Source organism: Ruegeria sp. BG7 (genome assembly GCF_056535685.1).
On record NZ_JBQFIU010000001.1, the window covers coordinates 2890631 to 2910519 of the forward strand.

17 protein-coding genes are annotated in these 19889 nt (G+C 57.9%); 7 read left to right on the forward strand and 10 right to left on the reverse strand.

Annotation, left to right across the window (positions count from 1 at the left end; genetic code table 11):
• Positions 1-62: 62 nt before the first annotated feature.
• On the reverse strand, positions 63-1451 hold the full coding sequence (gene rimO, locus ACR3EH_RS14400; RefSeq protein WP_171675653.1) for a 30S ribosomal protein S12 methylthiotransferase RimO: 1389 nt from the start codon (positions 1449-1451) through the stop codon (positions 63-65).
• Between the two features lie 95 nt (positions 1452-1546).
• Here rimO and ACR3EH_RS14405 point away from each other — a divergent pair, with 95 nt between their 5' ends.
• Complete coding sequence (locus ACR3EH_RS14405) at positions 1547-3502, forward strand: AsmA family protein (protein ID WP_171186346.1); 1956 nt, start codon at positions 1547-1549, stop codon at positions 3500-3502.
• Positions 3503-3543: 41 nt separating this feature from the next.
• Here the strand turns inward: ACR3EH_RS14405 and ACR3EH_RS14410 are convergent, their stop codons facing one another.
• From ACR3EH_RS14410 to ACR3EH_RS14425, 4 genes are read right to left on the reverse strand one after another with little or no spacing between them, the layout of a single operon-like run.
• Positions 3544-5040 (reverse strand): phosphomannomutase/phosphoglucomutase, encoded by a 1497-nt coding sequence (locus ACR3EH_RS14410; RefSeq protein ID WP_171647798.1) that lies wholly within the window; start codon positions 5038-5040, stop codon positions 3544-3546.
• Positions 5041-5055: 15 nt separating this feature from the next.
• Positions 5056-5889 (reverse strand): 3-deoxy-8-phosphooctulonate synthase, encoded by an 834-nt coding sequence (kdsA, locus tag ACR3EH_RS14415; RefSeq protein WP_171647800.1) that lies wholly within the window; start codon positions 5887-5889, stop codon positions 5056-5058.
• 5 nt (positions 5890-5894) lie between these two features.
• Positions 5895-7478 carry a KpsE/RkpR family capsule polysaccharide export protein gene (locus tag ACR3EH_RS14420; protein WP_171186341.1) on the reverse strand — a complete coding sequence of 528 codons (1584 nt, stop codon included), beginning with the start codon at positions 7476-7478 and terminating at the stop codon, positions 5895-5897.
• Positions 7456-8115, reverse strand: a complete 660-nt coding sequence (locus ACR3EH_RS14425; RefSeq protein ID WP_171186339.1) for an ABC transporter ATP-binding protein — start codon at positions 8113-8115, stop codon at positions 7456-7458. Before ACR3EH_RS14425 ends, ACR3EH_RS14420 begins: the two co-directional genes overlap by 23 nt.
• A 215-nt stretch (positions 8116-8330) precedes the next feature.
• On the opposite strand from ACR3EH_RS14425, the gene ACR3EH_RS14430 reads away from it, so the two are divergent.
• Together ACR3EH_RS14430 and ACR3EH_RS14435 are read left to right on the forward strand one after the other, a co-directional pair.
• Entirely contained in the window at positions 8331-8918 is a 588-nt protein-coding gene (locus ACR3EH_RS14430; RefSeq protein ID WP_171186337.1) for a uracil-DNA glycosylase family protein, read from the forward strand.
• Positions 8911-9699 (forward strand): SseB family protein, encoded by a 789-nt coding sequence (locus ACR3EH_RS14435; protein ID WP_171186335.1) that lies wholly within the window; start codon positions 8911-8913, stop codon positions 9697-9699. Before ACR3EH_RS14430 ends, ACR3EH_RS14435 begins: the two co-directional genes overlap by 8 nt.
• Positions 9700-9760: 61 nt before the next feature.
• Here ACR3EH_RS14435 and yghU read toward each other — a convergent pair whose 3' ends face one another.
• Positions 9761-10639 (reverse strand): glutathione-dependent disulfide-bond oxidoreductase, encoded by an 879-nt coding sequence (yghU, locus tag ACR3EH_RS14440; RefSeq protein ID WP_171186333.1) that lies wholly within the window; start codon positions 10637-10639, stop codon positions 9761-9763.
• A 236-nt stretch (positions 10640-10875) separates the two neighbouring features.
• On the opposite strand from yghU, the gene ACR3EH_RS14445 reads away from it, so the two are divergent.
• On the forward strand, positions 10876-11394 hold the full coding sequence (locus ACR3EH_RS14445) for a YHS domain-containing (seleno)protein (RefSeq protein WP_171091582.1): 519 nt from the start codon (positions 10876-10878) through the stop codon (positions 11392-11394).
• A gap of 58 nt (positions 11395-11452) precedes the next feature.
• Here the strand turns inward: ACR3EH_RS14445 and ACR3EH_RS14450 are convergent, their stop codons facing one another.
• Positions 11453-12118 (reverse strand): J domain-containing protein, encoded by a 666-nt coding sequence (locus tag ACR3EH_RS14450; RefSeq protein WP_171091580.1) that lies wholly within the window; start codon positions 12116-12118, stop codon positions 11453-11455.
• A 228-nt stretch (positions 12119-12346) separates the two neighbouring features.
• Positions 12347-13213, reverse strand: a complete 867-nt coding sequence (metF, locus tag ACR3EH_RS14455) for a methylenetetrahydrofolate reductase [NAD(P)H] (RefSeq protein WP_171186331.1) — start codon at positions 13211-13213, stop codon at positions 12347-12349.
• A gap of 94 nt (positions 13214-13307) precedes the next feature.
• On the opposite strand from metF, the gene ACR3EH_RS14460 reads away from it, so the two are divergent.
• Positions 13308-14213 (forward strand): LysR family transcriptional regulator, encoded by a 906-nt coding sequence (locus ACR3EH_RS14460; protein WP_171091577.1) that lies wholly within the window; start codon positions 13308-13310, stop codon positions 14211-14213.
• A gap of 98 nt (positions 14214-14311) precedes the next feature.
• The gene (locus ACR3EH_RS14465) at positions 14312-15097 is read left to right on the forward strand and encodes an inositol monophosphatase family protein (RefSeq protein ID WP_171186328.1); all 786 of its coding nucleotides are present in this window, start codon (positions 14312-14314) and stop codon (positions 15095-15097) included.
• A gap of 12 nt (positions 15098-15109) precedes the next feature.
• On the opposite strand, the gene ACR3EH_RS14470 is transcribed toward ACR3EH_RS14465, so the two are convergent.
• Positions 15110-15853, reverse strand: a complete 744-nt coding sequence (locus ACR3EH_RS14470) for a rhomboid family intramembrane serine protease (RefSeq protein WP_171186326.1) — start codon at positions 15851-15853, stop codon at positions 15110-15112.
• Between the two features lie 42 nt (positions 15854-15895).
• A complete protein-coding gene (gene putA, locus ACR3EH_RS14475; RefSeq protein WP_171675655.1) occupies positions 15896-19294 on the reverse strand; it encodes a bifunctional proline dehydrogenase/L-glutamate gamma-semialdehyde dehydrogenase PutA in 3399 nt (1132 codons plus the stop codon).
• A 108-nt stretch (positions 19295-19402) separates the two neighbouring features.
• On the opposite strand from putA, the gene ACR3EH_RS14480 reads away from it, so the two are divergent.
• A complete protein-coding gene (locus ACR3EH_RS14480; protein WP_171647808.1) occupies positions 19403-19885 on the forward strand; it encodes an Lrp/AsnC family transcriptional regulator in 483 nt (160 codons plus the stop codon).
• Positions 19886-19889: the final 4 nt, after the last annotated feature.

Consider the following 19889-nt stretch of genomic DNA (forward strand, 5'->3'; position numbering starts at 1 on the left):
TGGACCAATAAACTCGCTTCACGCTTTGCCCATCTGTGGTGAAACAGGCAGGCGGAACAGTTCTAAGCGAGCTTACCCCAAAGATCGTATTCTCCGGCCTCGTCCACCTCAACCGTTACGATGTCGCCAGGATTAAGTGCTTCGAACCCTTCATCAATGAACAGGTTGCCGTCAATCTCGGGCGCGTCCGCTTTGGTGCGGCAGGTGGCGGCTTCGTCATCGACCTCATCCACGATGACCTGCAAGGTCTGGCCGACTTTTGCCGCCAGTTTGGCTTCGGAAATCGCTTGGGCCTTTTCCATGAAGCGATCCCAGCGCTCTTGCTTGACCTCGGCCGGGACGTGATCGGGCAGGTCGTTCGACCGCGCGCCATCCACGTTTTCGTACTGAAAGCAGCCGACGCGATCCAGCTGCGCTTCGTCCATCCAGTCCAGCAAAGTTTGGAACTCGGCCTCGGTCTCTCCCGGATAACCGACAATAAAGGTCGATCGCAGGGTGATGTCCGGGCAGATGTCACGCCAGGCCCGGATTTCGTCCAATGTTTTGGCTGCGGCGGCCGGGCGGGCCATACGTTTCAAAACGTCGGGGTGCGCGTGCTGGAAGGGAATATCCAGATAGGGCAGCACATTGCAGCCCGCATCCGCCATCAGTGGGATCAGCTCGCGCACATGCGGGTAGGGGTAGACATAGTGCAGGCGCACCCACGCCTCCAACTGTCCCAACTCCCGCGCCAGATCGGTGATATGGCTGCGTACGTCGCGGTTTTTCCACGGGTTCACATCATATTTTCGGTCCAGCCCATAGGCCGATGTGTCCTGCGAGATCACCAGCAGCTCGCGCACGCCGTTATCGACCAGCTTTTCAGCCTCACGCAAAACCGCATGGGCCGGGCGGCTGGCCAGTTTCCCGCGCATATCTGGGATGATGCAGAACTTGCACTTGTGATTACAGCCTTCCGAGATCTTCAGATAGCTGTAATGGCGCGGGGTCAATTGCACGCTGCCGGCAGGCAGCAGATCGACAAACGGATCGGGTGAGGGCGGCACGGCGACGTGTACCGCATCCAATACTTGTTCGTATTGATGCGGTCCGGTGACGGCCATGATGCGGGGGTGATGTTCCCGGATGTAATCCGGTTCCGCCCCCAGACAGCCGGTTACAATGACCTTGCCGTTTTCCACCAGTGCCTCTCCGATTGCGTCCAGCGATTCCGCCTTGGCGCTGTCCAGAAACCCGCAGGTGTTCACAATGACGGCATCGGCCCCGGCATAATCGGGCGAAATGCCGTATCCTTCAGCGCGAAGCCGGGTCAGGATGCGTTCGCTGTCCACCAACGCCTTGGGGCAACCCAGCGACACCATGCCGATGGTCGGCTGGTCGGAACGGGGCGTCTCGGTGATCCGGGCGGCGGGCGCCAGGTCGGGGCGGAGGTTTGGCGGGTTCGTTGTCATGGCGCGGCGTATAGTGGGGAACGCTTCCCCTTGCAAATGTGACGTGTGATTTGAATGATCACGGCAAAGATAAGCCAAAAGGCGGAGAGCAGATCATGAAGTGGCTGATGCGCATTCTATTTGTTGTTGTGGCTGTTGTCGGGCTGGTCATTGGCGCGCTTTTACTGATGCCCGGGGACAAGCTGGGCGCGATTTTGGCCGAGCAGGTGAAGGCGCAAACCGGGCGTGATTTGACATTGAGCGGGGACGTACGCTTGTCCTTCTGGCCCGTGCTGGGAATGGAAACCGGCCCGGTACGTTTTGGCAATGCAAGCTGGGCAGGGTCCGAGCCAATGCTGAGTGCAGACAGTCTTGCCGTCGGTGTGGACGCTGCTGCGCTGTGGAATGGGGATCTGCGTATCAAACGCGTGTTTGCTGAAAACCCGATATTGCGTCTGGAGCAATCACAGGGGCGAACGAACTGGCAATTTGGCGCCCCGACTTCTACCCCACCTGCCGAAACCTCTGGGGCCGCTGTGCCTGCGGAAACAACGCGTGAGGTCACCCTGGACCAACTGGAGCTGACAAACGCGCAGCTGATTTTCGTCGAGAATGGTATCACACAGATGGATTTTTCTGGTGTGACACTGGCCGCAAGCTGGCCCGAGGTCACATCTCCCATGATCATGCAAGCCACAATGGCTGTGCCTGGCGGAACCGTTGAAGTTGACTTGAAAATCCCGGACCTGCCTGCCTTTTCCAATGGCGACGTCACGGCGCTGGAACTGTCTTTGGCTGCGCCAGGGGGTGAGATCGGTTTCGATGGGCGTGTCAATCTGGCCGGTGAAATGGACGGTATAACAAGGGTCGAGGCTCGGGACAGCGAAAAGATGTTTGCAGCTTTTGGTCAGGCCGGTGTGCACATCCCGCCGGGTTTGGGTAAAAAGGCCAACATCGCCGCCCATATGACCTATACGCAGGACGGGCGCATATCGTTACGGGATATGACCGCGCAACTGGATGACAACCGATTTCTGGGTGAGGCAGATATTACCATTTCGGACCCACCACAGATCGTAGCCAGGTTGGATGCGGGTGATCTGGATCTTTCGCGAATCTCAGAATCAGGTGCAGCGCCGAGCGGTGTATCTCAGCCGAGTACCTCAGCAGTAGACGGGTGGTCGCAAGACCCAAGTGACGCCTCCGCTCTGGCACTGGCGAACGGTAAAATCCGCCTGACGGCAAACTCGATCGCTGTGCCGGGAATGGAATTTGGCAAAAGCGATCTGACCTTGTCTCTGGATCGCTCTCGGGCGGTTCTGGAAATGCATCCGGCCACGCTGTTTGCAGGTCAGTTGAACGGGCAGGTGGTCGCCAACAATCGCAATGGCCTGTCTGTCGGCGGCAAAATCTCGGCCAGCGGTATCGATCTGAAACAGGCGTTGACCACGATGGCCGGTGTTGAACGCTTGTCGGGCATGGCTGCGGGCAGTCTGGAGTTTCTGGGCGTTGGCCAGTCTGAGGATCAAATCATGCGTTCGCTCAGCGGCAAGGGAAACCTGGATGTCGGGTCAGGAGTGATTTCCGGTTTCGATCTGGATCGTCTGATGGGGCGAGGGACCGGATCGGGTGGAACGACCGTATTCAACAGCCTGACCGGCAGCTTCACCATGGATCAGGGCGTGCTGACCAACAATGATCTGCTCATGTCGCTGGAAAACTTCCGTGCGGATGGCACGGGAACCGTGGGACTAGGCGCGCGCGATATTGACTATCTCTTCACACCCGTGGCGCTGCGGGCCAACTCCGGTAAGGGCATATCTGTTCCGGTGCGCATCGTCGGCCCGTGGAGCAATCCGTCGATCAAGCCGGATCTGACCAAAGTCATCGAGGCGGCAGCTGACGTGAAGGTCAAGGAGCTGGAAGACGACGCCAAGCAGAAGGTTTTTGAGAAGGTCGGGAACGAGCTGGATACGACCATCACCGACAGCGACCAGATCGAAGATGCGCTGAAGAAAAAGCTGGAAGATGAGGCAAAAAAAGGTCTGCTCAAGCTGTTCGGCGGCAACTGAGTGCGGCGCTTGGGGCGAGGACACGCCCCAAGCCTTTACGGTCAGATGGTCTGGTCGTAGTCGCCAACACCAGGTTCAGTGCGGATCACAGCATCGATGTCGGCAAAGATCGCGCGCATTTCAGCTTCGCTTTCGCTGCTCTCGCACACAACCACCAGATTAGGGGTGTTGGACGAGGCCCGAACCAGCCCCCAACTGCCGTTGTCCAGAATGACTCGCGCGCCGTTGACGGTGACAACCTCTTTGATTGCGCGCCCAGCAAAGGTTTCGCCCGCATCGCCTTTGGCGACCAGCTTGTCGACCAAGCGCTGAAGGATATCGTACTTCTCGGTATCTGCGGCGTAAGGTGACATGGTTGGGGTCGACCAGGTCTTGGGCAGCGCCTTGCGCAGGTCCGACATGCTTTGATCCGGGTTGCGGTCCATAAGTTTGCAGATCTCGACCGCCACGCGCATTCCGCAGTCATATCCACGACCCACAGGCTCGGCCAGGAAGTAGTGGCCAGACTTTTCGAACCCGGCCAAAGCGCCAATTTCCTTAACGCGCCGTTTCATGTGGCTATGGCCAGTCTTCCAGTAATCCGCCTTGACGTCCAATGCCTGCAATTCGGGATCACTGGCAAACAAGCCGGTGGATTTCACATCCGCGACAAAAGTTGATCCGGGATACAGCTTGGCCAGATCACGGGCCATGATCACGCCCACCTTGTCGGCGAAAATCTCTTCGCCTTCGTCATCAACCACGCCGCAGCGGTCGCCGTCCCCGTCAAATCCAAGCGCCAGATCAGCGCCGCTGGATTTCACCGTGGCGGACATGTCATGCAACATCTCCATCGCTTCGGGGTTCGGGTTGTAGTTTGGGAAGCTATAATCCAGCCGGTTGTGGCTGGGCACGACCTCGACCCCGATCCGCTCGAAAATCTCGGGCGCAAAGGCTGAGGCAGTGCCATTGCCAGTGGCACAGACCACCTTCAGCGGGCGGGACATTTTGAAATCACCGACGAGGTCATCGATGTAAGCTTCCTTCACGCCTTCGACGAATTCGCATGATCCGCCTTCGTGCTGTTGACCTTCACCGTTCAGCACGATGTCACGCAACTCCGACATCTCGTCCGGGCCGTGGGTCAGTGGGCGATCAAAGCCCATTTTCACGCCGGTCCAGCCATTGGGGTTGTGGCTGGCCGTGACCATCGCAACAGCAGGCACATCCAGATGAAACTGCGCGAAATAAGCCATAGGGCTGAGCGCGGGGCCAATATCTTTCACGCGGATACCGGCCTGCATCAGACCAAGGATCAACGCGTTTTTGATGGCCAGCGAATAATCGCGGTAGTCGTTGCCAACGGCGATCACGGGTTCAATCCCACGTCTGCGCATCTGGGTGCCCAGACCCAGTCCAAGCGCGGTCATGCCGGGCAGGTTGATCTCTTCGGGGTATTTCCAGCGCGCGTCATACTCGCGAAACCCGGTGGGCTTGATCATCGCGTCGCGCAGAAAACTCCAGGTGTTGGGTGTCACCTCGGGGAGGGGTTTGGTCATAACAAGTCTCAATCGTTAAATTTGAATAGGATTCGCTTTGGCAAGCGCATCAAAACGCATCAATGTGTCAACAAGTTGGGGCATTTGGTCCAATGGGATCATGTTCGGGCCGTCAGAAGGCGCTTTGTCAGGTTCTTGATGCGTTTCAATAAAAACTGCGCCAATTCCCAATGAAACAGCCGCCCGGGCCATCACGGGCGCGAACTCGCGCTGTCCGCCGGACGAACCACCTTTGCCACCGGGTTGCTGGACTGAATGGGTCGCATCCATAACGACCGGATAGCCGGTTTTTGCCATTTGGGGCAGGCCGCGCATGTCAGCGACCAAAGTGTTGTATCCAAAAGATGTGCCACGTTCGGTCAGCAGGATGTTCTGGTTTCCAGTGCTTTCAACCTTGTCGACGATATTTGTCATTTCCCATGGGGCCAGGAATTGACCTTTCTTGACGTTGACGGCCTTGCCGGTATTGCCAGCGGCCAGCAGCATGTCTGTCTGTCGGCACAGAAAGGCAGGGATTTGCAGAACATCCACAGCTTCGGCTGCGAGGGCGCAGTGTGCCTCGGTATGGACATCGGTCAGGACCGGGATGCCCATCGTTTTGCGAATGTCATCCAGAACCTGCAGGCCCGCATCGATTCCCATGCCACGCTTGCCCGACAGCGATGTCCGGTTCGCTTTGTCGTAAGACGCCTTGAACACATATTGCGCACCGGCTGCGTCGCAGGCTTCTTTCATCTTGCCCGCAATCATTTGCGCATGGTCTGCTGTTTCCAGCTGGCAGGGGCCAGCGATGACAGTCAGCGGAAGGTCGTTGCCGACCGTCAGGTCGGAGATTTTTACATGTTTCATGGGTCTTATGAGGATACCTGTTCACGAAGGACCGACGCAGTAAGCGAGATCATGAGGTAGATACCAGCAAATAACAGGAATGCCAAAATCGTATTTTCAAACTTGCGCGGATAGCTGGGTTCCTGACTGGGAATAGGGTTCACCGAAACAGTCAGATACCGAACCTGCCGGTTGGCCTCGGACCGGGTTGTTTCCATTTGCTGCATTGCCGTTTGCAGCATCATATCCCGAGCCGCCAGATCGGCCTGGGCAATTTGTATGCGCACGCTTAGCCGGGCCAGCGAATTTTCGCCGGCAGATGCGTCCTGCATTTGGGCATTCAAATCTTCCAGCACCTTTTCCAGCCGGGCGATGTCAGCCTGAACACCATCTACTTTGGCTTTGTTCGGACGCAGATTGTCCTGCAAAGCCGCTAGCTCCAGCTCTTTGTCCTGAACCAGTATCTCGATCTCGTTGATGCGACTTCGCAGGCTGGCGATTACGTTTTCCGGATCCAGCACAGCGCCCTGCAACTGAAGTTCAATCAGCTCTTCCTGCGCCTGTTTGCGCGCCTCTTGAGCCGCCTCAAAGCTTTCAACCGCATCACGCATCTGGTCTTCACGTTTTTTACCGGAAAGCGCGTTCACCCTGTTTTCGGCGTACGAGATCAGACGCTCCGAGAACTCGGTCGAGGTCTGTGGATCCGGGGCCGCGACCTCCATCCGAATAACCCCTTCGGTTGGATCGTAGCCGATGGTGATCATCCGGTTGAACAGTTTGTACGCGTCCTCAAGTGACGCATCGGCGGCCAGCCTTTGAACCGGGTCGATCCAGTCCTGTTTGAAGACGTCCGAAAATCCTGCATCCTGATCCAGCAACAGCAGCGCCTCTTTCGATTCTAGAAAGGACTGCACGGAGATCGAGTCCTGCGTTGTGGCAAACTGAGTTCCCGCCAGCAAACCGCCAACACTGCCCGGTCCACCGTCTGCCTGCAGGATCAAAAACTCTGAATCGCTGGCATACATCGGGGTGGCGATGCGGTAGAAATAGAAACCCACGATAAAGGTCGGCAGAAACACAAAGACGGCCAGCCGCGCAAACAAGGCAAACAGTTTGCGCCTGCGTCTGCGTGCAATGTCTTTCTGGATTTCCCCGATCTCAAGGTTGCGTCGTTCAGCAGGGCTCAGCTCGGGTCCTGGTAAATTGGACTTTTTCGCACCCACAGCCTGCGGAAGTTTGATACTGACCTTGTCCTTGGTGTTGTTCTCTTCGTCGTTGGCCGAGGGCCTGGCGGCAGCAAGATCCAGAAGATTGGTGCGCTGGAACGGGTCAATGCCCTTTTGACGCAACAAACGCACCGCATCATAATCCGAGGTCGCAGCCAGCCCATGTTTCTGCGCCAACCGTCGCGCAATACGCAATTGGCGTCCCGTCAAACCTTCACGTTTGATGTCGTCCAACTGTGTTCCTGGCTGCGCCTGATCCGCAGCGGGTTGGCCTTGCGTTGCGTTGCGAATGCGCGAAATTGCGTCGGCCCGCGCTTCGGCGGAACCGTCGGCCTGCTGGTTGCGGCGCCAGTTGTACTTTCTAACCTTGGGATTCGAAGTCATATAACTGCTTAGCCTCTTCCAAGGATTCAAACATGTACAATTGCCCGTCCAAAAGGACGGCGGCTTGTTGGGCAAACTTTTCTAACACGGACGGGCTGTGTGATACGATGACCAGAGTTGTGGTGCGCAGTCTCTCTTTCAGGATCGAGCCGGCTTTTTCGTTGAACTCGACATCCGTTGATGCGGGCATCCCTTCGTCGATCAGATACATGTCGAAATCCAGCGCCAACATCAAAGCGAAGGTGAACCGGGAACGCATCCCCGAGGAATAGGTCGCCAGCGGTTGATCGAAATATTCGCCCAGACCACAAAGCCATTTGCAATAGGCTTCGATATAATCCGGGTCCATCCCATAGATCTTGGCGATGTAGCGCGCATTCTCAAGAGCGGACAGCTTTCCCGACACACCACCTGTGAACCCCATGGGGAAAGAGACGCGACATTCGCGTCGGATCACGCCCTCGTCTGGTTTTTCCAAACCAGCCATCATATTGATTAGCGTGGTTTTTCCAGTGCCGTTCGGGGCCAGAACCCCCAGTGACGTGCCCAGCTCGACCCGGAACGAGACCTGATCCAGAATCACCTTGCGGCGGGTTCCGGTCCAAAAGGACTTGCTGACATTGTCGAACTCTAACATTCGGGGCCTGCTGCTCGTGTTCCGTTGTGTTGCCGTTCTTTGGGACGGCCGGAGAAGGTTATTTTTACCGTTCCATGTTGGCTACATTATGTCGAATTATGAAACAAATGATCAATGCGTTGAGGTAAAACCTGTGACAACCTGATTGGCGGTGTGTCCGGCGGGCCTTATGTTCCCCGTCGTGACGCGTGGGCCAGAAGAGGTTTTGACATTAGATGGACAGTTTAGCCGACGAAATTCGGGCCTGTCGCCTGTGCGCAGACAGGTTTTCACAGACAGCAACGGCGCATGAACCACGCCCGGTAGTTTGGTTTCGTTCAGGCACACCAGTTCTGATCGCAGGGCAGGCGCCGGGTGCACGCGTGCATGAGTCGGGGCGGCCGTTCACCGACCCTTCGGGTGACAGATTGAGGCATTGGTTGGGGATTGATGAGACGATCTTTTATGACCGCGACCGCGTGTCGATTGTACCCATGGCGTTCTGCTTTCCCGGTTATGATGCCCGCAGCGCCGACCTTCCGCCGCCCGCCCTGTGCCGAAACACCTGGCATGATCGGGTGATGAGCGTTCTGGGCCAGGTGCCGTTGACCGTCCTGGTCGGGGGGCATGCGCATAAGTACCACCTTGGCGTACGCGGTTCGGTCACAAGCACCGTCCAAAGCTGGCAGGACCATGCGCCGCGGGTCTTTGCCTTGCCTCATCCGTCCTGGCGCAATACGGCATGGTTAAAGAAAAACCCGTGGTTCGAGGCCGAGCTTTTACCGGTTCTGCGCGCGCGGGTCCAAGAGGTGTTGAATGACTGAACCCACGGCGTTGGACGCAGCACATGCCGCGATGCAGGCAGATCCGCAAAACGATTCCGCCCGATTGCGATTTTTTGAGCGGCTGGCCGACAGCGAGCTGTTCCTGATGCTGACCGAGGAAGCGCAGGACGAGAATATCTCGCCCGAATTATTCGACGTTGCGGACGGGCGCTTTGTGCTGGCTTTTGACCGAGAGGAACGGTTGGCGCAGTTCGCAGGTCGGCCCGTACCTTACGTGGCGCTTTCGGGGCGGGTGCTTTCCGGGATGCTGGCAGGGCAGGGGATCGGGCTGGGCCTGAATCTGGAAACTGCGCCATCCTCGATGCTGGTTCCAGCAGAAGCATTGGGTTGGTTGGCCGAAACGCTGCAAAACAGTCCAAAAGAGGTCGAGGAAAAACTGGCTGAGTTCATGCCGCCGTCTGGTTTGCCTGATAATTTGCTGACCGCTTTGGATACCAAACTGGCAACCGCAGGCGGGTTGGCCACTGCGGCCTATTTGGTAGCCACCAAGTCAGAAGCTGGCGCGCAGGGACATTTGTTGGGTTTTGTCGATGTTCTCGATGGGGCAGAGCCCGCGCTTGCCAAGGCCGCGTCCGAAGCGTTGACCTTTTCCGGGATCGAGGCGGGCGCGATGGATGTCGGTTTTTTCGCCGCCAGCGAGCCTGCTGCTGCGTTGTTGGCCAAGGTTGGACTTCGCTTTGATCTGCCCGAGCCCAAAAGCGTCAAGCAGGTAAGAGAGGCCCCCGGCAGTAACCCGGACAATCCGCCAATTCTGAAATAAATGTCTAAACGCATACACGCGGCGCAGACCGCACCGCGTGTTGTTGTGCTAGCGGGATTAGTTATTCCGCCGCTGGTTCCAGTTTGTCCTGCGTGCGGGTCTCGAAATCGCTGGCATCGTGGCGCTCGTGCAGCTGCGTGTGCGGCTCGCCAAAAGCACGGTTGACCATACGCCCGCGCTGAACCGCCGGACGGGCGTCAATTTCTTTGGCCCAACGCATGACGTTCTTGTACGATTCAACGTCCAGAAACTCGGCGGCGCTGTAAAGACGGCCCAATACCAGTTGGCCATACCAAGGCCAGATCGCCATGTCGGCAATCGTGTACTCGTCACCAGCAATATAGGTCTTGTCCGCCAATTCCCGATCCAGAACGTCCAGCTGCCGCTTGGTCTCCATCGCAAAGCGGTTGATCGGGTATTCCCATTTCTCGGGCGCGTAGGCGTAGAAATGGCCGAACCCGCCGCCCAGATATGGCGCGCTGCCCATTTGCCAGAACACCCAGTTCATCACCTCAGTGCGCTCAGGGCCCGACGCAGGAAGGAACGCGCCGAACTTTTCAGCCAGGTGAAACAGGATCGAAGCGCTTTCGAACACGCGCGTGGGTGTATCCCCGGACCGGTCCCAAAGGGCCGGGATTTTCGAATTTGGGTTGGCTCCGACAAAGCCTGAGCTGAACTGATCGCCCTCGCCGATATTGACCAGCCAGGCATTGTATTCAGCACCTTCGTGACCCAGCGCCAACAGTTCTTCCAGCATGACCGTAACCTTCACGCCATTGGGTGTGGCCAGTGAGTACAGTTGCAGTGGGTGGCGTCCGACCGGCAGGTCTTTGTCGTGGGTCGCTCCGGCAATCGGCCGGTTGATATTGGCGAACTGGCCGCCGCTTTTGCTGTCCCAGGTCCAGACCGCTGGGGGGGTGTACGGGGATTGGTCGCTCATCTCTTGCCTTTCTTGCCGTTATCAGGGCTGTCTTAAAGCTAATATTGCAAACCGCCGAGTCCAACCCGCTGCTGTTGGCTTATTCTGTAACAATCTCCGTCCAAACTCTCACGTTTTCTCGTGCCGGGTCACAGCGGCGTTAGGGGGACTACGAACTGCACGGGAATCGCATATTGTCTTGTCAGACCTGCCACAACGGCATCACGGACACAGTTGACCCGAAAAGGATAGACCACATGAAACGCTTTGCATTGACCTTCGCTGCGGCCATGGCTCTGGCGGTTCCGGCATTTGCCGGGCCTCAATATGTTGATGGCACCGGCTTTGCTGTCTCGGGCTACGACGTGGTTGCATATCGCAGCCTTGATCAGGTTCCGGTCGGCCAATCGCAGCCCGAAGCCGTGCGCGGAAAAGCCGACATTACTGCGGAATACAACGGTGCAACCTGGGCTTTTGCGACCGAAGAAAACCGCGACACGTTCCTGGAAAATCCGGCCTTCTATGCGCCGCAATATGATGGCCACTGTGCTTATGGCGTGTCAAAAGGCGGTAAGGTTCCGGCCAACCCCAACTTGTGGCGCATTGTCGATGACAAGCTGTACCTGAACATCACCGATGTGGTTGTTGGCTTTTGGGAAGAAGATGTGCCCGGCAACATCAACATCGCTGAAGGCAACTGGCCGGGCATCGAGTCCTCGGACGCATCGACAAGTGTGATCCCGAAATTCACTTCGGAAGGCCCGGTCACAAACTGATCGACGCCTTGGATTGAAAAATTCAAAGCCCAGCTGATCTGGCCGGGCTTTTTTGCATTCAGCCCGCCAGCCAGAATTGATCGCGGATGTCCTGATCGGCATCAAACCGGATCTTCACGCTCTTGGCGCCAGGAAATTTGCGTTCGCAAATCGTGTCCGGGATCACCACCTCTCCGGCACCGGTGTCCTTGGACTGAAAGCTCAGAATCTCTGCCTCGGTATGCCGCGCACCGCTCAGGACTGTTGTTGGCAAGGCCACACGATTTGCACCGTGATGCACGGGTGTGGTGACGAAATAGGTCAAATGCCGCCCGTAACAGCCTACCGCATCTGGAACATGGTCCGAAATGCACGCTTCGGGTACGTCAAACGCATCTGCTGGGCTGTGCTCATGAGACAAGACTTCCTCAGGGCTCAGCATTGCTTTGCAGGCGGCGATGTCTTCCTGCGGCAACTCAATGATCCGCTTTTTCAAACGCGGACGACGCGGTTGAGCCTGGCCAGCTTTGCCACCGCCCTTTTTCGTCAATCCTTCGTTGCGTAAGAAATCATAGGCGGCCTTGGCGCGCGAAAACCCGGAACTGTCCCCATCCCGGTGATCGGGATGCGAATGAAAGGCGATCTGCCGCCACGCCTCTCTGATTTCATTGGAACTGGCAGATGGGGGTAATCCCAAATCTGCAAGGGCATCAGTGCGCGCCCGCACTTTATCTACAGGTTCCATACTCAAAACACTCGCTACAAACTATACGCCCCCAGTGTCGCCCAGGTCATAGTTTTGTCAAATTCCGGGGTGGATTTGCGAGGGTGCAGACAACAATCGCGATCTTGCGATTCAATTGTCCTGTAAAACTGCAATTTTGCGAATATGAGTGTGAAACAGTTCACACAAAATAGAACGAAAGTCGCCCGAGGTGAGCCTAACCCGAGCGAATCGTTGAGTTTTTCCGACTTAGGCGACGTTTTCCAGTTCAACGCGCGGTGTGATGCCAAGCGCAAAGCACACATCACGGGTCAATTCCGGGCGGTTCAGTGTGTAGAAATGCAGCTTGTCCACGCCGCCTTCGATCAGATCTGAACACAGCTCGGTGCAGATCGCGGTTGCCAGCAGATCCTCGCGTCCGTCGCGTACTGCCTTTTCGAAAGCCTGTTCCACCCAGACTGGAATATGTGTGCCGCAGCGCTTGGCGAAATTGCGGGCACCTGCCCAGTTCTCGATCGGCAGAATGCCGGGCACAATCGGCTTGTCGATGCCCGCTTTGGCGCAGGCGTCACGGAACCGGAAAAAGGTTTCTGCCTCGAAGAAGAACTGCGTCAGGGCTTCGTCCGCGCCCGCGTCAAGCTTGGCCTTTAGCCAATCCACATCCGCAGCCAAATCGGCAGCTTCGGGGTGTTTGTCAGGATAGGCACCGACGCGAATACTGAACATCTCGGTTTCGGCCAGCGCTTCAATCAGCTCGACCGAGCTGGCGAACCCGTCGGGGTGCGGTACGAACTTGTCCTGACCCTTTGGCGGGTCGCCGCGCAGGGCAACGATGTCTTGCACACCGGTGCGTGCGAATGTGTCGGCGATCTCCAACGTTTCCTGCCGTGAGGCATCGACGCAGGTCAAATGTGCAGCGACGTTCAGGCCCGACGACTTATGAAGGGTCGAAACTGCGTCACGTGTCAGCTCGCGCGTTGTGCCACCAGCGCCATAGGTAACGGACACGAAGCGAGGGTCCAGGGGGGCCAAAGTCTGAACCGTGTCCCAAAGACGGAATGAGGCTTCCAGAGTTTTGGGCGGAAAGAACTCAAAGGAAATTTCAGGTTTGGACATAACGGCCTCGCTGGATCAACTGAGCCTCTTGTGCCATGGCAGGCAATGTGAGACAAACTCATATTATTCAACAACAACATGAATGCTGTTCGAAATGCACATTGAATTCCGGCACCTGCGTACCATCAAAGCGATCCACGAATGCGGCGGGCTGGCGCGTGCAGCAGACCAGTTGAACATCACTCAGTCTGCGTTAAGCCACCAGATCAAAGGATTAGAGGATCAGGCGGGGGTCGAGCTTTTTCTGCGTCGCTCCAAGCCCATGAAACTGTCGGCCGCCGGATTGCGTTTGCTGCGACTTGCGGAACAGATCCTACCGCAGGTCGAGGCTGCTCAGCATGAATTTTCTTCGCTGCGGGATGGGCGTACCGGGCGGATGCATATCGCAATCGAATGCCATGCCTGTTTCGAATGGCTTTTCCCGGTACTTGAGGCTTTCAGGAAGTCCTGGGGCGATGTCGATGTGGATATCCGCCCCGGCCTGGCCTTTGATGCCCTTCCGGCCTTGCAGAAAGAAGAGGTTGATCTAGTAGTGTCGTCCGACCCCGAAGACCTGCCGGGTGTCGAGTTTGTGGAGCTGTTCGACTACAACGCCGTCTTTGTGGCCGCCTCGACCCATCCACTGGCCGAGAAAGAATATATCGAGGCAGAGGATTTTCGCGGTCAAACCCTGATCACGTATCCGGTGGAGCGTACGCGTCTGGATGTGTTCAGCCAGTTGCTGATCCCTGCTCGGGTTGAACCCGCCGCGATCCGGCAGGTCGAGTTGACCGCTGTTATTCTGCTTTTGGTCGCGTCTAACCGGGGGATTTCAGTCTTGCCGGATTGGGTCGTGCGCGAGGTCAAGTACAATTCGGACTACGTGACCCGGCCCCTGACGAAAGAAGGGATCACGCGACGCCTGTACGCTGCGATCCGGTCGGAGGATCTTGAGAAACCTTATGTGCAGGAACTGGTGAAACTGGCCCGGGAAGAAGCCCGCAAGCTGCAATCCCAGTAACGGCGTTTCCTGCGGGTCCGTTATGCGTATCATTCCTCTTGGCAATGGCGCATTGCGGCAGTATACGCGCGGTTTGACCGGACAGGAGCCTTTTGACAATGGTTGGCAGTGCAAATCTCAACATCATGATCAAAGCCGCGCGCAAAGCGGGGCGTTCTTTGGTCAAAGATTTCCGTGAAGTCGAGAATTTGCAGGTGTCGATGAAAGGCGCGGGGGACTTCGTTTCCAAAGCTGATATCGCCGCCGAGGCCATCCTGAAAGAAGAGTTGCTGGGCGCACGCCCTACCTATGGGTGGTTGGCCGAAGAGGGTGGCGCCATTGACGGCGAAGACCCGACCCGTCGTTGGATCGTCGATCCGCTGGATGGCACCACCAACTTTCTGCACGGCCTGCCGCATTGGGCGATCTCGATCGCGCTGGAACACAAGGGTAAGATTGTTGCCGGTGTGATCTATGACGCCGCCAAGGACGAGATGTTCTTTGCGGAAAAAGGCGAGGGCGCATGGATGAATGATATGCGTATTCGCGTGTCAGGCCGTCACCGCATGATTGAATCGGTCTTTGCGACTGGCCTGCCTTTTGGCGGTCGTTCGGACCTGCCAGCGACTCTGCAGGATCTGGCACGTCTCATGCCCGCTTGCGCTGGTGTACGCCGCTGGGGTGCCGCTGCGCTTGATATGGCGTATGTCGCCGCTGGCCGGTACGAAGGTTTCTGGGAACGCCGCCTGAACGCCTGGGATCTTGCGGCCGGTATCATCATCGTGAAAGAGGCAGGCGGCTTCGTGCAGGCACTGAACCCCGAAGGCAATGTGCTGGAGGACGGTGAAGTGATCTGTTCTAACGAACCGATCTTTGATCAGTTCTCTAAGGTTATCCGGGGCTAAACAGTTCTCAGGTTACTTGCGCGGAACACGTGGAATACGTGACTGCGAAAGCTTGTATTTCGCTTCCGGGTGGGGCGGGTGGCCATGGGTGCGGTCCCAAAACTGCACCCCTCCGCGCCGCAGCCAAAGCGGTATGCACAGGATCAGGCCCACAGCAAACCCTCCGGTATGGGCCCAATAGGCAATGCCGCCTTCGTCGGGGTTGCTGGTGACGCTGCCAAAGAACTGAATCGCCAGCCAGACCCCCAGCATGATGAAGGCCGGAATTGTGAAGACCCTGAAATAGACAATCAGGATCAGCAGGATATCCACCCGCGCTTTCGGGAACAGCAACAGATACCCACCCATCACACCTGCAATTGCGCCCGAGGCGCCGACGGTCGGCACCTGAGAGTCCGGCCCGATGATGATGTGAATGAGGCCAGCGCCAATCCCGGCTGCCAGATAGAACAGCAAGAAGGGCAGGTGTCCCATCTCGTCTTCCAGGTTGTCACCGAAAATCCAAAGGAAAAGCATGTTTCCGGCCAGATGCATCCAGCCGCCGTGCAGGAACATGGACGTCACCAGTGTTTCCAGCCCGAACCCATCGCTGACCCGCGCCGGGATGATGGCGTAGTCGAAGAACAGCCTGCCGATCCGCGGCCCGTCATCCATGATCCCCACATAGCTGAGGAAGATCAGGATGTTGGCCGCCATCAGAGCATAGACAACATAAGGCGTGCGCCCCGAAGGGTTATGGTCACGGATCGGAAACATGGTGAGACGCTGGGCTTTTACGCGCCCAGCGTCAAGGCAAGCTTATGCCGCACCTCCCAACAACGCAGCGTTTCCGCCCGCTGCTGTCGTGTCGACGCAGACATGACGCTCACCCAGAACCCGCGCACGGTCAGGCTTGCCGGGGATCAGGGGCAGAATCGGGCCGTCGCGGCGCGCCAGATGCTGCTCAATCTGCCGGGCGGTCTCGTCATCCCCCCACCACAGTACACCTGAGATGCCGGTCAGGTTTTCCAACCTGTGCAGGTCCAGCATCCCGGTCGCCTGAATGGCCGTGCCACCCAGCGCCTGAACAGTCTCAGCCTGCAAAGCTGCGGCAGTCTCTCCGGGCCCCATACACAGCAATGGCGGGCGAGGGTATTCACTCAGGCGGTTCGATTCTCCGGTTGGACCGGGCAAGGATTGGGTTTTGACTGGCGCTGGTTGCCCTTGAGGGGCTGGCAGGTCTGCCACGGTGCTCCAAGTATCCGCCGTATTTTGACGATCCGGCGCGCGGAAGCGGGCCATGTAGTTCGGCCCGCCCGCCTTGGGGCCGGTGCCCGACAGACCTTCGCCACCAAAGGGTTGCGAACCGACGATGGCCCCAATCTGGTTGCGGTTCACATAAATGTTGCCGGCATGGATCGCCTCGGTCACATGCTGGACCCGGTCGTCGATGCGCGTATGTAGGCCAAAGGTCAGGCCATATCCAGTGGCGTTTATATCGGCGATGACCTTGTCAATGTCCTGCGCCTTGAACCGGGCCACGTGCAGTACGGGGCCAAAAATCTCGCGTTCCAGCGCGGCAATGCCAGAAACCTCGATCAGTGTTGGGGCAACAAAAGTGCCTTCGGGCGGCAGCGGAAGCTCTTTCAGAACCCGCCCTTCGCCGCGCGCCTTGGCCACGTGATCTGCGATGCCTTGACGGGCCTGTTCGTCGATGACCGGGCCGCAATCGGTTGAGATGAGCCAGGGATCTCCAATGCTCAGCGCGTCCATTGCGCCTTTGAGCATGATCAGAACGTCGTCGGCGATGTCTTCCTGCAGATACAGACACCGCAGGGCCGAACAACGTTGGCCCGCCGACTGGAAGGCACTTTCAATGATCGACTGCACGGCCTGTTCGGGCAGGGCGGTGCTATCGACGATCATAGCGTTCAGGCCGCCGGTTTCCGCGATCAGCGGCGTGCCGGGGCGCATGTTCCCGGCCATTGCGGCCCTGATTTTGAGCGCGGTGGCCGTAGACCCCGTGAAAGCCACGCCCGAGACGCGTTCGTCTGACGTCAGCGACGCGCCCACGGCAGGCCCGCCTGGCAGCAATTGCAACGCATCGCGCGGCACGCCTGCCTCATGCATCAGCTGAATGGCGCGATGTGCAACCAATGGCGTCTGAGGCGCAGGTTTGGCCAAAACCGCGTTTCCGGTGGCCAGCGCCGCTGCGATCTGCCCTGAGAAAATGGCCAGAGGGAAGTTCCAGGGGCTGATGCAGGTAAAGATTCCGGCAGACTTGGCCGCAGGAATATTGGCTGCGTAATACCGCAGGAAGTCCACCGCCTCGCGAAGTTCCGCCACCGCGTCAGGCAGGGATTTCCCGGCTTCGCGAGCAAGAAGCGCGAAAAGCTCGCCATAGTTCGCTTCATAAAGATCGGCAGCAGCGTTCAGAACGCGCGAACGCTCAGCAGCCGGTGCGTCCCAGGGGTTGGCCGAGGCCAGGGCCAGCTCTGCATCCGCCGCGCTGGCTGGCGCAACGGACCCGGGCCGGTCCTGCGGATTGGCCGGGTTGGTAACAGGTTCTTCGGCCTCTGGCTTGGCCTTGTCGGCCAACAAAGGTTGAGCAAACCAATGATGCGCACGGAACCCATCCCGCGCTGCTTCGATCCGATCCAGAGTGGGCGTGTGGTGCAGATCAAACCCTTTGGAATTGGGGCGCTCTGGTTGAAACAGCTCGGGCCCTGTCGGTAGGGCGGGCGGCGGCGTCTGTACGGTGATAAACGGGTCTGCGGCGACCTCTTCCGGCGGCACGTTTTCATCGACGATCTGGTTCACGAAAGAAGAGTTTGCCCCGTTTTCCAGCAGGCGTCGTACCAGATAGGCCAGCAAGTCGCGATGCGCCCCGACCGGCGCATAGATGCGGCACCGGGTGTTCTGCTTGCCCATCACGATCTGATGCAGAGTCTCGCCCATACCATGCAGGCGCTGGAACTCGTAAGGTTGATCGTCGGCCATATGCAGGATGGCGCTGACCGTATGGGCGTTGTGGGTCGCAAATTGCGGATAGATCCGGTCGGTCATGTTCAGCAGTTTGCGGGCATTGGCGATGTAGGAAACATCGGTTGCCGCCTTGTGGGTGAAGACCGGAAACCCATCCACCCCTTCGACCTGCGCACGTTTGATTTCTGTGTCCCAATAGGCGCCTTTGACCAGACGCACCATCAGCTTGCGGTCGTGGCGCTGCGCCATATCGTAAAGCGTATCGAGAACCAGACCGGCGCGCGGCCCGTAGGCCTGCACCACGATACCGAACCCGTGCCACCCGGCGAGGGCTGGATCAGACATGACTGCCTCTATGACTTGCAGCGATAGCGAAAGGCGGTCTGCCTCTTCGGCATCGACGTTCAGACCCATGCCAGCGGCTTTGGCCAGCAATGCCAGAGCCCGCAGGCGCGGGACCAACTCGTCCATGACACGCTGCTCCTGCGCCAGCTCATAGCGAGGATGCAGGGCGGACAGCTTGACCGAGATGCCGGGATTGGCGCGGATGTCGTCATGGATGCAGGCCTCGGCAATGGCCGAAATGGCGCGCGAATAGGACAGGTGATAGCGCGCGGCGTCCGCCTCGGTGCGTGCGGCTTCGCCCAGCATGTCATAGGAATAGGTATAGCCGTTATCCTCCATCCCCCGCGCACGTTTCATGGCGGACTGAATGGTTTCACCCAAAACGAATTGCCGCCCCATTTCTTTCATCGCACGCGCCACGGCGGTACGGATCACGGGCTCGCCCAAGCGCTTGATTGCACCGCGCAGCGCACCGACCGGAGAGGCCTGGCCTTCGTCCAGCACCTTGCCGGTCAGCATCAGCGCCCAGGTCGATGCGTTCACCAGCGATGATGAGGATTGCCCCAGATGTTTGCCCCAATCGGATGGCGCGATCTTATCTTCGATCAACGCATCGATCGTATCGGCATCGGGTACGCGCAGCAGTGCTTCGGCCAGACACATTAGGGCGATGCCTTCGTCGGTGGACAGGCCATATTCGGCCAAAAATACCTCCATCAAGCCGGGTGAGGTGCTGGACCGGATGTCGCGAACCAGCTGCGCGGCAGCAGCACAGATGGCGTTGCGATCTGTGTTTGTCAGGTTGGCCTGAGTGATCAGGGTATCAAGAACAGCCGACTGATCGGCATAGGTTGGGGTGTCAATGAGTGTACGCAGGCTGTGTGACATGGGTCCTCCGGTCTTTGTGATAATATAAGTCGGATGAAACGGGACAACGGACTGAGTTTGACCTATCAACAGGCGAGTGTTCCGAATTTACGGTGAAAGGCAGTGTAAATGAACTTCCCTGATCTGGACCGCTTCGACCGGTCGATTCTGAAAATTTTGGCTGAGGATGGCCGTGTTTCGGTTGCTGATCTTGCGCGCGAGATCGGTTTGTCGAAATCACCGACGCAAGCGCGGCTAAAGCGGCTCGAGGCGAGTGGCGTGATAAAAGGGTATCGGGCAATGCTTGACCCGATCAGATTGGGTCTGGATCACGTGGCCTTTGTCGAGGTGCGTATGACAGACACGCGAGAAAAGGCACTGGCCGAGTTCAATGCCGCCGTTCGCCGGATCGCAGAAGTCGAGCAGGCCCATATGATTGCGTCAAACTTCGACTATCTTTTGAAGGTTCGAACCGGATCCATGTCAGAATACCGCGCGGTGCTGGCAGAAAAGATTTCGTCTCTGCCACATGTGGCGAGCACATCCACCTTTGTGGCGATGGAGGCGGTTAAGGAAACCGGCATGTTGGGCGCATTGGACGTGACGGGCTGACCGC